At 53.3% G+C, this 14,168-nt stretch carries 16 protein-coding genes; 7 read left to right on the top strand and 9 right to left on the bottom strand.

Going from position 1 to position 14,168, the window contains the following annotated elements:
• Positions 1-48 precede the first annotated feature (48 nt).
• The 8 genes from proX to FND52_RS09450 all read right to left on the bottom strand — a co-directional run bounded on the left by proX (position 49) and on the right by FND52_RS09450 (position 8,083).
• Positions 49-1,044 carry a glycine betaine/L-proline ABC transporter substrate-binding protein ProX gene (gene proX, locus FND52_RS09485; protein WP_125294864.1) on the bottom strand — a complete coding sequence of 332 codons (996 nt, stop codon included), beginning with the start codon at positions 1,042-1,044 and terminating at the stop codon, positions 49-51.
• 71 nt (positions 1,045-1,115) lie between these two features.
• Entirely contained in the window at positions 1,116-2,183 is a 1,068-nt protein-coding gene (gene proW / locus FND52_RS09480; protein WP_125294863.1) for a glycine betaine/L-proline ABC transporter permease ProW, read from the bottom strand.
• Complete coding sequence (gene proV, locus FND52_RS09475) at positions 2,176-3,378, bottom strand: glycine betaine/L-proline ABC transporter ATP-binding protein ProV (protein ID WP_125294862.1); 1,203 nt, start codon at positions 3,376-3,378, stop codon at positions 2,176-2,178. The genes proW and proV overlap by 8 nt, the downstream gene beginning before the upstream one ends.
• Positions 3,379-3,745: 367 nt before the next feature.
• Positions 3,746-4,705 carry a class 1b ribonucleoside-diphosphate reductase subunit beta gene (nrdF, locus tag FND52_RS09470; protein WP_144130625.1) on the bottom strand — a complete coding sequence of 320 codons (960 nt, stop codon included), beginning with the start codon at positions 4,703-4,705 and terminating at the stop codon, positions 3,746-3,748.
• Positions 4,706-4,709: 4 nt separating this feature from the next.
• On the bottom strand, positions 4,710-6,854 hold the full coding sequence (nrdE, locus tag FND52_RS09465; protein ID WP_144130624.1) for a class 1b ribonucleoside-diphosphate reductase subunit alpha: 2,145 nt from the start codon (positions 6,852-6,854) through the stop codon (positions 4,710-4,712).
• Entirely contained in the window at positions 6,842-7,237 is a 396-nt protein-coding gene (gene nrdI, locus FND52_RS09460; RefSeq protein WP_125294859.1) for a class Ib ribonucleoside-diphosphate reductase assembly flavoprotein NrdI, read from the bottom strand. The genes nrdE and nrdI overlap by 13 nt, the downstream gene beginning before the upstream one ends.
• The gene (gene nrdH / locus FND52_RS09455) at positions 7,234-7,479 is read right to left on the bottom strand and encodes a glutaredoxin-like protein NrdH (RefSeq protein ID WP_125294858.1); all 246 of its coding nucleotides are present in this window, start codon (positions 7,477-7,479) and stop codon (positions 7,234-7,236) included. Before nrdH ends, nrdI begins: the two co-directional genes overlap by 4 nt.
• Positions 7,480-7,753: 274 nt before the next feature.
• Positions 7,754-8,083, bottom strand: a complete 330-nt coding sequence (locus FND52_RS09450) for a DUF883 family protein (protein WP_125294857.1) — start codon at positions 8,081-8,083, stop codon at positions 7,754-7,756.
• 166 nt (positions 8,084-8,249) lie between these two features.
• Here FND52_RS09450 and FND52_RS09445 point away from each other — a divergent pair, with 166 nt between their 5' ends.
• Positions 8,250-8,594 carry a DUF2002 family protein gene (locus FND52_RS09445; RefSeq protein ID WP_125294856.1) on the top strand — a complete coding sequence of 115 codons (345 nt, stop codon included), beginning with the start codon at positions 8,250-8,252 and terminating at the stop codon, positions 8,592-8,594.
• An 18-nt stretch (positions 8,595-8,612) separates the two neighbouring features.
• Here FND52_RS09445 and FND52_RS09440 read toward each other — a convergent pair whose 3' ends face one another.
• Positions 8,613-9,065 carry an L-alanine exporter AlaE gene (locus FND52_RS09440; protein WP_144130623.1) on the bottom strand — a complete coding sequence of 151 codons (453 nt, stop codon included), beginning with the start codon at positions 9,063-9,065 and terminating at the stop codon, positions 8,613-8,615.
• A 598-nt stretch (positions 9,066-9,663) separates the two neighbouring features.
• Between FND52_RS09440 and FND52_RS09435 the strand changes: the two genes are divergently transcribed.
• From FND52_RS09435 to FND52_RS09410, 6 genes are all read left to right on the top strand, one after another.
• Entirely contained in the window at positions 9,664-9,966 is a 303-nt protein-coding gene (locus tag FND52_RS09435; RefSeq protein ID WP_125294854.1) for a hypothetical protein, read from the top strand.
• 162 nt (positions 9,967-10,128) lie between these two features.
• Complete coding sequence (locus FND52_RS09430) at positions 10,129-10,287, top strand: YqaE/Pmp3 family membrane protein (RefSeq protein ID WP_125294917.1); 159 nt, start codon at positions 10,129-10,131, stop codon at positions 10,285-10,287.
• A gap of 214 nt (positions 10,288-10,501) precedes the next feature.
• Positions 10,502-11,548: an L-asparaginase 2 gene (gene ansB / locus FND52_RS09425; RefSeq protein WP_144130622.1), complete on the top strand. Its 1,047-nt coding sequence runs from the start codon at positions 10,502-10,504 to the stop codon at positions 11,546-11,548.
• A 303-nt stretch (positions 11,549-11,851) separates the two neighbouring features.
• On the top strand, positions 11,852-12,064 hold the full coding sequence (gene cspG / locus FND52_RS09420) for a cold shock protein CspG (RefSeq protein WP_125294852.1): 213 nt from the start codon (positions 11,852-11,854) through the stop codon (positions 12,062-12,064).
• A 149-nt stretch (positions 12,065-12,213) separates the two neighbouring features.
• The gene (locus tag FND52_RS09415) at positions 12,214-12,648 is read left to right on the top strand and encodes an acetyltransferase (RefSeq protein WP_208737497.1); all 435 of its coding nucleotides are present in this window, start codon (positions 12,214-12,216) and stop codon (positions 12,646-12,648) included.
• A gap of 391 nt (positions 12,649-13,039) precedes the next feature.
• Entirely contained in the window at positions 13,040-14,125 is a 1,086-nt protein-coding gene (locus FND52_RS09410; RefSeq protein WP_144130620.1) for a YncE family protein, read from the top strand.
• Positions 14,126-14,168: the final 43 nt, after the last annotated feature.

The following is a 14,168-nucleotide window of genomic DNA, read 5'->3' as shown; positions in this document are numbered from 1 at the left end:
ACCAAAACCCACTGGCTTTGGCTTTAGTGCGGATAATTTCTTTGAAAGTTACTTCTGCGCTTTTAATGCTTCGTTGATCCAGCCGTCAAATTGCTGCTGGTGGGCTTTGATCCAGCCGTCGACGTGGCCCTGGATATCGGCTTCAGAGGCTTTGCCGTCGTGCATCATGGCGTTCTGGGCGTTGATGTCGGCAATCGGCAGTTTCATCAGGGAGAACAGTTTGGCCGCCGCCGGGTTTTTCTCGGCCCAGGCTTTGTTCGCCACGATGTGCATGGTGTTTACCGGGAAACCGTAGTTCGCGCCGTTCGGCAGTTTGGTGTCGATATCTTTCTGCTCGCCCGGCAGGGAAGAGAACGGCACCTGTAGCCATACCACGTCTTTACCCGGCTTCAGCACGTCGCTCACCCAGTACGGCGTCCAGGTGTAGTAAAGCACCGGTTTGCCTTCTTTATAACGGGCGATGGTGTCGGCCATCATTGCGGCGTAGTTGCCGTGATTAACGGTCACGGTATTTTCCAGCTCGAAGGCTTTGTTCTGGTGATTAATCACCGCTTCACAGCCCCAGCCCGGCGAGCAGCCCATCATGTCGGCTTTGCCGTCACCGTTGCCATCGAACAGTTTGGCGATTTTCGGATCTTTAAGCTGATCGATACGGGTTATCTTGTACTGTTCGGCGGTTTTCTTGTCGATCAGATAACCCTGCGCTGCGCCGGTAACCAGTACGCCTTCGCGGTAAAATTTGTTGTCGCCGCCAGCGGCTTTGTACATATCGTCATGCAGCGGCTGCCAGTTCACGGCGGTAAATGTCGCATCGCCGGAAGCAATGGAGGTATAGCCAACGTTGTAATCGACTTCACTGGTTTTATTAACAGTGTAGCCGAGCTTCTCCAGCGCGCGGCTCACCAGCAGCGTCTGGAATGACTCTTCAGAAATGGTGCTCTGTACCGGCTGAACGGTAATGCCTTTACCCGGCAGATCGGCGGCAAAAGAGGGCGCGGAAACAAGGGTGGCAATGGCTGTGGCTAAAATCAGGCTGTGTCGCATCGTTGTTCCTTTTTTTGAGTAAAGAAGGGAAGCGGGGCGGCGAATGCGTGCTGCCCCGGAGGTACTTGCGGTTATTTCGAGAAAGGACGGATCAGCAGGCCAATCGGCCCGGTGGCATACCAGCGGCGGTTGCCACGCGAACGGGCGTCGCGGCCCATCGCCTGAGTCAGACGGTCAAGGATAATCGCGAGGATCACGATCCCCACGCCGCCCACGGTGGCGAGGCCCATATCCAGGCGGCCAATGCCGCGCAGTACCATCTGACCGAGGCCGCCCACGGCGATCATTGAGGCGATCACCACCATCGAGAGCGCCAGCATCAGCGTCTGGTTCACGCCCGCCATGATGGTCGGCATCGCCAGCGGCAGCTGCACTTTAAACAGCATCTGACGCGGGCTGGCCCCGAACGAACGCGACGCCTCGATCAAATCGGCTGGCACCTGGTTGATGCCCAGAATGGTCAGACGCACCACCGGCGGCAGGGCAAAGATAATCGTTACCACCACGCCCGGCACGTTGCCGATACCAAACAGCATCACAATCGGCACCAGATAGACGAATGCCGGCGTGGTCTGCATCGCATCCAGCAGCGGGCGGATCACTTTCGCGGCACCTGGACTGCGCGCCAGCCAGATCCCCATCGGCAGGCCGATGACGATACAGAACAGCAGGGCGGTTAAAACCAGCGCCAGGGTGATCATCGCCTGTGACCATGCGCCAATCGCGCCGATGGCGATCAGTGAGATCAGCGTGGCGACGCCCATGCCGAGGCTGGAAATCTGCCAGGCAATCAGCGCAAACAGAATAATCGCCACCGGCGCAGGCATTCCCAGCAGCAGTTGCTGGAATGCGCCAAGAATATAATCCACCGGCACGCGAATGCCCTGGAACACCGGGCGGAAATGCATCACCACCCAGTCGATCCCCTGCGTCACCCAACTGTCGAGCGGGATCAGCGTTTTATGGAACGGATCGAGAATGTTGAAGTGCTCCGGCGCGGGTGCCGGTGCGCTGGTTAGCCAGTCGGCAGCGGGGGCGTCCTGCGGTGTGGCGGCAGGCGTTCCCCATGCATCGGCGGCACTGGACGCGCTGTCGGCAGCCTGGCTGCCGGTATCCCACGGATTGGTTTCGTTACTCATTGGTTGCCCCCTCACGATCTAATGCCTGCAACAGCACCCCTTTCGAGATGATGCCCACGTACTGCCCCTCTTCGCCGACCACCGGCACCGCACAGGGTGCCTGGCCGACCACGGACAGCAGTTCGCTGAGCGGCGTCTGGGCGTCGACGGCGGCAGGGCTTTCCAGCAGCGCGTTGTCGAGGCCAGCGCCCGCAGCCAGCGCGGTTTTCAGGGAATCGATAGAGACAATGCCAACGAATTTCTGGCCGCGCTCCAGCACATAGCCGAACTCGCGATCCTCATCCTGGAGCAGTTTCAGCGCCGAGCGCGGGCCGAAGCCCGGCGTTTTACGAATCAACCCCACCGGGGTCCGGCGGGCGATATCTTTGGCGCTAAACACCTGGCTAATATCCACGCCCCGGAAGAAGGTGCGCACATAATCATTGGCCGGATTATTGAGAATTTCGTCCGGCGTGCCGATTTGCACCACCTCGCCGTTTTGCATAATCGCAATTCGGTCGCCAATTCGCATGGCTTCATCGAGATCGTGAGAAATAAACACAATGGTGCGCTGATGTCGGGACTGAAGCTTAATCAGCTCATCCTGCATTTCGCTGCGAATTAAGGGGTCGAGCGCCGAGAAGGCTTCGTCCATTAACAGGATGTCCGGGTTAATCGCCAGCGCACGGGCTAATCCGACGCGTTGACGCATCCCGCCGGATAATTCATCCGGATAAGCGTGAGCGTAATTCTCCAGCCCAACCTGACGTAACGCTTCCAGCGCTTTTTCCTGGCGCTCCTGTAAGCCTACGCCCGCTAATTCCATACCAAAGGCGGCATTATTTAATACCGTCATATGAGGCATCAGCGCAAATGACTGGAAGACCATCGCAATTTTCTTTTTGCGCACCTCAGAGAGCTTCGCGTCTGATATTTTGGCGATGTCTTCGCCGTCAATCAGCACCTGCCCCCGGGTGGGTTCAATCAGGCGATTGAGAAGGCGAACCATGGTTGATTTTCCTGAGCCGGATAACCCCATGATGACGAAAATCTCGCCTTCTTCAATGGCCAGACTGGCGTTGATAACGCCAAGTGAAAGCCCGGTCTTTTCCAGTATTTCTTCTTTCGAAAGGCCTTTATCAATATATTTAAAGGCGCGCTGTGGATTTTCTCCAAATATTTTATACAGATTCTTAATTTCTAATTTAATTGCCATGCAATGGTCGTGGTCCTGTTATTTATCGATATCGGTTTCATTCCTGCAGGAAATATTGAACGGACATTACCCTAACACACTCTCAATCTGAGGCAACCCTTGCGATCCCGCATGGGAGGCCAATAACAGCAAGCGAATGGCGTGAATTTCCCATGATATAAGGGCTGAGCGGGAATCGAAAAAAATGAATATTTTTTGATTTCGCTAACGAATTTGCCGGTCAAAGCGACGCTTTCGGCAGGCTTATTTATCAATAATGCCCCAGGGGTTATTCCTGAATGTCGGCGATAATGCGCGGGTAATCAGAACAGGAAGCGCACGCGAAATGAAAAATAATTTGCGTGCGTTTCAGTGCGTCATAAAATTGTCAAAAATCCCAGTCGTCGTCTTCGGTTTCCACCGCTTTGCCCATCACATAGGACGAGCCGGAGCCGGAGAAAAAGTCGTGGTTTTCATCGGCGTTAGGCGACAGCGCGGCGAGGATCGCCGGGTTTACCTCGGCCATTTCTGGTGGGAACAGCGCTTCGTAACCGAGGTTCATTAACGCCTTGTTGGCGTTGTAGCACAGGAAGGCGTTGACGTCGTCCACCCAGCCCACGTCGCCGTACAGTTCGTTGGTGTAAACCGTTTCGTTTTCATACAGATCCATCATCAAATCCAGTGCGAAGTGCTTTAACGATTCGCGTTTCGCGACGTCCAGCGTCGCTAATCCCTGCTGATATTTGTAGCCGATGTAATAGCCGTGTACCGCTTCGTCGCGGATGATCAGGCGGATTAAATCGGCGGTGTTGGTCAGTTTGCCCCGGCTCGACCAGTACATCGGCAGGTAAAAACCGGAGTAGAACAGAAACGACTCCAGAAATACGCTGGCGATTTTTTTCTTCAGCGGGCAATCGCTGCGATAGTGCGCGAGGATCAGCTGGGCTTTACGCTGTAGCGGCGCGTTGTTCTCACTCCAGGCGTAGGCGGCATCAACGTCTTTGGTCTGGCACAACGTTGAAAAAATCGAACTGTACGAGCGGGCGTGCACCGCTTCCATAAAGCAGATGTTCGACAGCACCGCCTCTTCATGGGGCGTCAGGGCGTCGGGCATCAGCGCGGGCGCGCCGACGCTGTTTTGCACCGTATCCAACAGCGTCAGGCCGGTAAACACGCGGATCGTCAGCTGCTGCTCCTGCGGGGTAAGCGACTGCCACGCCGGAATATCGTTGGAGAGCGGCACTTTCTCCGGCAACCAGAAGTTGCTGGTAAGCCGGTTCCAGACTTCGAGATCCTTATCGTCCTGGATTTTGTTCCAGTTAATGGCGCTGATTCGGTTTAATGTCATGGCGTTATAATGCGCAGGAGACGCATCCCTCAATTTCGGTGCCTTCAAGCGCCAGCTGGCGCAGGCGGATGTAATACAGCGTTTTGATGCCTTTTTTCCAGGCGTAGATTTGCGCCTTGTTAATATCGCGGGTGGTGGCGGTATCCGGGAAAAACAGCGTCAGCGACAGCCCCTGATCGACATGGCGCGTGGCTTCGGCATAGGTATCAATAATTTTTTCCGGCCCGATGTCGTAGGCGTCCTGATACAGCGCCACGTTGTCATTGGTCATAAACGGCGCGGGGTAATAAACCCGGCCCGTTTTGCCCTCTTTGCGGATTTCAATGCGCGATACGATCGGGTGAATACTCGATGTGGCGTGGTTAATATACGAGATCGACCCGGTCGGTGGGATGGCCTGTAAATTCTGGTTGTAGATACCGTAACGCATTACGTCGTCACGCAATTTTTCCCACATCTCCCGTGTGGGGAGGGTAATACCTGCCTGCGCAAACAGCCGGGCGACTGTCGCGGTTTTGGGCTGCCACTGCTGGGCCAGGTATTGAGTAAAATATTCTCCGCTGGCGTAGCGCGACTGTTCGAATCCGGCAAAGCGCGTGTTGCGCTCTTTCGCCAGCCGCATCGAGGTATGCAGCGCATGCCAGGTGACGGTGTAGAAGTAGATATTGGTGAAATCCAGCCCTTCCGGCGAACCGTAGGCGATGCCTTCCCGCGCCAGATAGCCATGCAGGTTCATCTGCCCCAGACCGATGGCGTGAGAGGCATGGTTGCCCGCCTCAACGGAAGGCACGCTGCGGATCTGGCTCATATCAGAAACCGCCGTCAGTGCCCGAACTGCCATTTCTACGGTACGGCCAAAATCCGGCGCGTCCATCGCGTGGGCGATGTTCAGCGAGCCGAGATTGCAGGAGATGTCTTTCCCCACCGTGGCGTAATCAAGGTTTTCGTCATACTGCGACGGGCTATTGACCTGCAAAATCTCCGAGCACAGATTGCTCATATTGATGTGCCCGGCGATCGGGTTGGCGCGGTTGACCGTGTCTTCAAACATTAAATACGGATAACCCGATTCAAACTGGATTTCCGCCAGGGTCTGGAAGAAATCTCGCGCGTTGATCCAGCTTTTACGCACCCGGTCATCGGCGACCAGCGTGTCGTACATGGCGCTGATGCTGATATCCCCAAAGGCTTTGCCGTACAGACGCTCCACGTCATAAGGCGAGAACAGCGCCATCTGCGCGTTCTGTTTAGCGAGCTGGAAGGTGATATCGGGGATCACCACGCCCAGTGAGAGCGTTTTAATACGAATTTTTTCGTCGGCGTTTTCCCGTTTGGTATCCAGAAAACGCAGAATATCCGGATGATGGGCGTGCAGATATACCGCCCCCGCACCCTGACGCGCCCCCAACTGATTGGCGTAAGAAAATGCGTCTTCAAGCATTTTCATTACCGGGATCACGCCGGATGACTGGTTCTCGATGCGCTTAATCGGCGCACCGGCCTCGCGCAAATTCGACAGCAAAAAGGCCACGCCGCCGCCGCGCTTTGACAGCTGCAGCGCGGAGTTCACCGCCCGACCAATGGACTCCATATTGTCTTCGATACGTAACAGGAAGCAGGAAACCAGTTCGCCGCGCTGCTGTTTGCCGCAGTTAAGAAAGGTGGGCGTCGCAGGCTGGAAGCGCCCGCTGAGTATCTCATCCAGCATGGCGGTAGCGAGGCTTTCATCGCCCTGGGCCAGGGTTAACGCCACCATGCAGGCGCGATCCGGGAAGTGCTCAAGGTAGCGCTTGCCGTCGAAGGTTTTCAGCGTATAGCTGGTATAAAACTTCCATGCGCCGAGGAAAGTCTGGAACTGGAAACCAGCGCTGTGGGCATGGGCGAAAAGCTGGATGACAAAATCTTCGCGGTAGCGCGTTAACACCGCCGGATCGTAGTAATTCTCCTCGACCAGCCAGCGCAGACGCGCCTGCTGGCTGGAAAATTCCACGCTCTTGGGCAGCACATGATGCGCCATAAACGACGCCACCGCCTGTTTGTCTTTATCAAACTGAATGCGGCCCTGCGCATCGTACAGATTCAGCATGGCGTTCAGCGCATGGTAATCCGGCGTGCCGGAAATCGCCGGTGAGTTTTCTATCGTTGCCAAAATTCGTTTACTCCCTTACGCACATTTTCGATGTCGCGCATCGTGCCCATGAGTTCGAAGCGGTAGAGGCAGGGCACCTGGCATTTTTGAGCAATGACGTCACCGGCCCGGCAGAACGCCTCGCCGAAGTTGCGATTGCCCGCCGCGATCACGCCGCGCAGCAGCGCGCGGTTCTGTTCATCGTTAAGAAACTGGATAACCTGGCGCGGCACCGCGCCTTTGGTTTCGCCGCCGCCGTAGCTTGGCACTACCAGGATGTAGGGCTGGTCTACTTTTAAACGCGCTTCGCCATCGATGGCGATACGCAGCGCCGGCAATCCCAGGCGCTCAATAAAGCGGTGGGTATTTTCGGAGCGGCTGGAAAAGTAGACCAGCTGGCTCATGCGTTCGCCGCCTGCTGCGCCGGACGCAGCCGATTAATCATGTCCGGACGAAAGCCGGACCAGCTCAGCGCGTCGGCGATCACCACCGGCAGCTGGCGAAAGCCCTGCGCGCGCAGTTCTTCAATGGCTTCCGGCTGGGTATCCAGATTCACCAGGTCAAACTCAAGGCCCCGGCTTTCAATTGCCCGCTTAGTTGCATGGCACTGAACACAGTCGTTACGAGTGTAAATAGTAATGCGCATGATTCGTATTTCCATCTAGAATGACGCTGCGTGGTGTTTTACGGGCAGTGTCATAGGGGTGGTTGATGTATTGAATACTAGATGTAGATCGTTTTGGTTTCAACTGCACAATATATAGTTATTTTGGCTAACTCATGCCGGAGCTTAACAGCAAGGCGCGGGAAGGGCCGATACATCCCAAATCGGGCATAACGGCGAAAATTTCAGCGGGTGGTTATCGGCAAGGCAAAAAAAAGCCCCGGCGGCTGCCAGGGCGTGTGGGGAGCAAGGTCGATTATTTACGGCCGCAATTGAGCAGCGCACCGATAAAGATACCCGCCGCTGCCGCGACGCCAACGCTGCACCACGGATTGCGGCGCACGTAGGTATCTGCGCAGCCCATCGCATCGCACGCGGCCTGGCTCACGCCGTTGCGGCCGCTCATCCGCGCACGGGTTTCGCGCAGCAGAGATTTTGCTTTACGGCGCGCCGCTTCGGCTTCATCTTTTGCATCACTTCCCCAGGATTTCAGCACATCTTCCAGCGAATCAGCCAGACGGCTTACATCGTCATTAATATCCTGAACGCCATCATCGACTTGCTTACGGTTTATTTTATTAAACATTGTAATTCTCCCAATGGGTTAGCTGTGTTTAACAGTGTAGACCAGAATTTTTTGCCGTTGAGGTGGGTCACGCCTTAAGAGGCGGTTTATGGACTTTTCCGAAAGCGTTGCTAATGCTCCTTACTGTAAGGTTGGCAATGCAGTGAAAAGATGACGAGGAAAAAAAATGTATTTACGACCCGATGAGGTAGCGCGCGTTCTTGAGAAAGTGGGCTTTACCATGCAAGAGGTAACGCCGAAAACCTATGGCTATCGCCGTGGTGAAGCTTATGTTTATGTGAATCGAGAAGCGCGAATGGGCCGTACGGCATTGGTGATCCACCCCACGCTGAAAGAACGCAGCCAGACCCTTGCCGAGCCAGCCTCAGAGATCAAAACCTGCGATCACTATCAGCAGTTCCCGCTCTATCTGGGTGGGGAAGCGGAACAGCACTACGGTATTCCGCATGGATTTAGTTCCCGCATGGCGCTGGAGCGCTATCTCTCTGGTTTATTCGGCGAACCGCAGTAAACGATCCCCACGCCGCCGTTACAACTGTACGCGCGGCTGAGCGTCAGCAACCCGGAACAGGCGGCGGCAATAATCCAGGAAGTAACCGTAGGCCGCGCCCATCAGCATCGAAATCAGCGCGTTGGAACTCACCGCCGCCACCATTTGATGCCAGTCTGCCCCCACGAACAGCAGGATTAATGCATATACCGGCGACTGGAATGTCACGTAGGCCAGCACGTCTGCCAGATTCTTCGCCCAACTTCCGGCGCTGGCGCGTCTTGCCTGGCGGATAAAGAAATCCCGGTAGATCCCATAAGGCCAGGCAATAAGTATGTTAACGGGGATAGACACCAGACGGGAAGAGAGTGACTGTTCAAAGGTCATGCCGGAGATGAAAATCTCAATAACCATCCCAACTGCAAAACAATACACCACCATGGCGAACGTGTCCGCCGCCGCATGTCGCAGGCGTGAGTGGGGCGAGAACATGTCATACTCCTTTGTAAAGTAAGCAATTAACGGAAAAGGGCATGTAGAGCGTTAGCGTGTATTAGCCAGTCACATGGTTTGGTTTTTAATTATTCATTAGATTATATTGCTGGATATGAACTAACAACTAGTGATTTATTTTTATTTAATGGATTTTCATAGATAAAATCCTCTGTAAATCATTTTTAATGCATGTCTTCGTTATAAATAATTGGGTGTATTGATAAAATCAATATAATCAATAAGTTGAATATTATTGCGTTATGGATACTTGTGGGTCGTTTTGGTGTGTTTAAGAGCTTTTAGCGGGAATGGATTCTGAAAACATCATTTTTTGATTTATGACGGTGTTTTCTCTTCTCAAAAGCGATCAGCCAGCATGAAAGACTGCCAGGAAATGCCCGGGTAAACGAGCGTTGACGATGATATTCAGCACAGGGTTTTTCTACCATCCTTAGTTATCTGTATGCCGTTATCATTCATCATTTCAATATATTAAATATAATTAGGTTTATTCGTTAAATAAACTCATTTCCCGGGCATAGAATTTCTGGTCAATTTGTCTTACTCTGCCGTAGTCGTATTTCAGGAGGGAAAAATGAATCTACGCGCTGTAAGTTGGCGGCTCGCACATTTGATCGTTGAATTAATGCATGATGCGCCTCTGAATAAAAAACTACTTTATATTTATTTCAGTGAGTTAATTGATATCAATGAAAATGATTTTCCGGATGCGTTATCCAAAGATCTCAGAAATATTAAAGCTATGTTTAGCGATCCGCAGGCAGTACGGTTTGATAAATTAACGGAGCCAGAATTACTAAGCCTGGCGTCACGGATTGTGTTGCTTACCTCAGAGATGAGTTATCAGGCGGGCCTGCAGGCGGGGAAAACAGCATAACCGTTTTGTTCTCTGTGTATGGAATAGTAATAATCTTAAAGCGCCTTATACCGTGCAGGGGTTATCGGTAAAGTAATGTCATCATAGTGGCGTTTTGCTAACGGCAAGCTAAACTTTAAAAAAATGATGTTTTATAATCACCTGCATAATAAGGGAGTTAATATGGGTTTCTGGAGAATCGTTATTACTATACTTTTACCGCCGCTGGGCGTGTTATTGGGGAAAGGATTCGGTATGGCTTTTATCCTCAATATTATTCTCACCCTGCTTGGTTATATTCCAGGCCTGATCCACGCGTTTTGGGTTCAATCCCGGCCATAAAAAAATTAACGGCTCAGCATTTTGCTGGGCCGTGTTGCGTCTGCCTTTCTGATAACCGCACCCGTTAAAACCCCTCTCAAGCGATTTTTTGGTATCTATCTCTAAAATTTAGAAATTCCTTAGCGTAAATGCTCGGCAAAGGGCGATATGTCACATTTTTTATCTGGCTGAAAGGGATAATTCGCGCAAACTAAAACTGAAGGAGAATGTGCACATGGCGTTATTCAGAAAGACGATTCTGGCGGCTTTTGTGATGGGATGCAGCAGCGCCGCGCTGGCTTTACCTCATATTACCATTCTGGCAACCGGCGGAACCATCGCAGGCGGCGGGGCATCGGCCACGCAATCCGCGTACAAGGCGGGTAAAGTCACGGTTGAAAACCTGGTGGACGCCGTTCCGGAATTAAAGTCCATCGCGCAAATAAAAGGCGAGCAGGTGGTCAGCATCGGCTCTCAGGATATGAACGACGACGTCTGGTTGACGCTGGCGAAGAAGATCAACAGCAGCTGCGACAGCACCGATGGATTTGTGATTACTCACGGCACCGACACCATGGAAGAGACCGCCTACTTCCTGGATTTGACGGTCAAATGCAATAAGCCAGTGGTGATGGTCGGCGCCATGCGTCCTTCTACCGCCATGAGCGCAGACGGCCCGTTCAACCTGTATAACGCGGTGATTACCGCCGCCGATCCGCAATCCGCCAATCGCGGGGTGCTGGTGGCGATGAACGATACGGTGCTGGATGGCCGCGACGTCACCAAAACCAACACCACCGATGTCGCCACGTTTAAAGGCGTCAACTTCGGCCCGCTGGGTTATATCCATAATGGCAAAGTCGATTACCAGCGTGCGCCAGCCCGTAAACACACGACCCAGACGCCTTTTAACGTCAATAACCTGACGGAACTGCCAAAAGTCGGGATCGTTTACAACTACGCCAATGCGTCAGATCTGCCGGTGAAAGCGCTGGTGGAGGGCGGTTATAAAGGCATCGTCAGCGCAGGGGTGGGTAACGGCAACCTGTATAAAACCGTATTTGATAGCCTGGCCACTGCCGCGCATAACGGCGTCGCCGTGGTGCGGTCATCGCGCGTACCGACGGGCTCCACCACGCAGGATGCCGAAGTGGATGACGCTAAATATGGTTTTGTCGCTTCCGGGACGCTGAACCCGCAAAAGGCGCGCGTGTTGCTGCAACTGGCGTTGACGCAGACCAGCGATCCGCAACAAATCCAGACCATGTTTAATCAGTACTGATCCACAGCGGAGCCTGGCTTCAGGCTCCGCGCTTTCAGGCGAGACGCTGAAACATCATGAAATCATTGCTGAATCGGTCAGATGAAAATAGTTCTTGCTAAACTATTCTACCCCTGTATGATTGCCCTCGGTTTGTCAGACAGACCTTATGAAAGCAGTTTTAGTAAAGCAGTCCTCAGTTAGAGCGTTATCTTTGATACCCCTTCTCGTGAGTCTCCTCCTAAGCTTCTAAATAAGTTAATTCTGCAACGCGAGCCACGATATCCGCATTAAGCGGCAATATATTTTTTCGAGGAAGTATCAATGTCTAATAAAATGACTGGTTTAGTAAAATGGTTCAACGCTGATAAAGGCTTCGGCTTCATCACTCCTGACAACGGCGGCAAAGACGTGTTCGTACACTTCTCCGCAATCCAGACTAACGGCTTCAAAGTTCTGGAAGACAACCAGAAAGTAGAATTCTCTATCGAGAACGGCGCTAAAGGCCCGGCTGCTGCGAACGTTGTTGTTCTGTAAGTGCTGAATCTCTCGCTTGATTTACGATAGCGAAGACGGTTTAACCCGAGCAGTTAAATAAAGCGATAAAAACCCGCCATCGAGCGGGTTTTTTTATATCTGTTATTCCTTCTCTGATATGCTTCGTCCTTGCACTATTAAGGATGATTATGATTACTACCATTACACCGCAAGAATTCCCCGCTCTGATCCCCGTCTGGGAAAGCGCAGTGCGCGCGACCCATGATTTTCTCTCCGAACAGGACATCGCTGCGCTACGCGCCCAAATTCCTGACTATTTCCCAATGGTGACATTACGCGTCTGGCGCGATCCGCAGGGCCAAATTCAGGGCTTCGTTGGCCTGGCGGGCGAGACGATTGAAATGCTGTTTATCGATGCCCGCAGCCGGGGCAAGGGGATTGGCCGCGCGTTACTGACGTGGGCCATAGAGCAGGGCGCAAACCAGTTGGACGTCAATGAACAAAATCCGCAGGCGCTGGCGTTCTATCAACACTGTGGGTTTGAGGTTATTGGGCGTTCCGCGCTGGACGGCCAGGGGCGTCCTTTCCCGCTTTTGCATATGCGCTATGTAAAACCCCGTTAAAAAACATCCTGGCGGATACTGCTGCCGGGACGCGTTCCCGGTAACGCTTTTCTCTGCAATCACAGCCATAACCCGTGTATGACCGGGTTATTTGCGCTTATCACCCGATAATTCTGTATTACTCCATTCTCCCCCTTTCCCATCCGTAGGCCGCAACGCTTGCTATGAGAAAGTAAATGCGTACAATTCTCATTTGCTTTTTCAGGGCGAGAGAGGGTGCGCCTCACAACTCGCTCCGACAAGGCAAATAAATCATTAAAACATGACCGGTATTACTCAACTGCGGGCTGAAAGCGGTTGAGTAATAACCGGTTGACTTAACATCTTCCTGTTCTGGCGTTTTCGCCTGCGGTTAACCGCCTGCGTCAGGATGGTTAGCAAGGAGCTTCGATTGAAAATCAAACACACTCTGCTGGCGCTTGCCGTTGCCGCGTCCCTGGCCAGCTGCGCCGCGCATAAAGCGGAGCCTACGCAAACCGCCGCCACGCCTGCAACTCAGGCCGTGGAGAAAAATCAAAACCTCGAACAGCGTGAACTGGCGAATGGCCTGTATGAAATGGTCATCAACCCGGCAGGCGATGCGCTGTATGTCGCCAGTGCATTAAGTTTCAAAGACGTGCAGGGTGGCGTGGTTTACAAGCTCGATCCTAAAACGCTGAAAACCATCGGCGAAGCCCATACCGATTTGAAAAACTTCGGCGCGGCGATTTCCCCTGACGGCAGCACCCTGTATGTGACCAACTCGCTGGACGGCGGCATCAGCGCGCTGGATACCGCAACCGGTAAAGTGAAAACCCGTACCCTGTTTAAAGAGCGCAATAAAGAGGGCTTCCCTTACGGCGCGCGTGAAATCCTGCTGCATGACGGCCTGCTGTACGTGGGCGGCGTTGCCGATCCGGCGGTGATCTGGGTGGTTGATGCCAACACCATGAAGCTGAAAAAACGCATCGACAACGCGGGGAAATGGGTCACCGGCCTGCATTATTCCGCGCAGACCCAGCGTCTCTACGCGGCTAACGGCGGCGGCGAAATCCTGGTGATTAACCCGAAAACGCAGCGCATTGAACAGCGCTGGGCACCGCTCGGCGTGGACAAGGCGCTGCTGCTGAACCTGGCGGAAGATCCTGAAACGGGCCGTCTGTTCGTTACGGACAACTCAAAAGCCAAAACCACGCTGGTGCTGGATATCCACACCGGCAAGGTCATCAAACAGCTGGATACCGGCGATACCCTGGGCGTGAAGTTCAATCCGAAGCGCCACGAAATCTACCTCTCCCAGCGTGAAAGCGGAAAAGTGCTGGTGCTCGACGCGACCAGTTATGCGGTGAAAAAGCAGTTCGATCTGCCGCCGCATCCGAACAGCCTGCTGCTATCCGCCGACGGGCAAACGCTGTACGTCACCGTCAAACAGGGCTTTAACAAGGATCACTCCACCAAAGGCCCGGACAGCATTGTGCGAATTTCGCTCAATCAATAAACCGCTCCGTTAAAGGGCATTCTCTTTTGCATTTTTTGAGTCA

Source organism: Atlantibacter subterraneus (assembly GCF_007570865.1).
Classification (GTDB): domain Bacteria; phylum Pseudomonadota; class Gammaproteobacteria; order Enterobacterales; family Enterobacteriaceae; genus Atlantibacter; species Atlantibacter subterraneus.
The sequence above is the reverse complement of the archived record's forward strand: the minus strand, read 5'-3'. Positions and strand labels throughout refer to the sequence as shown.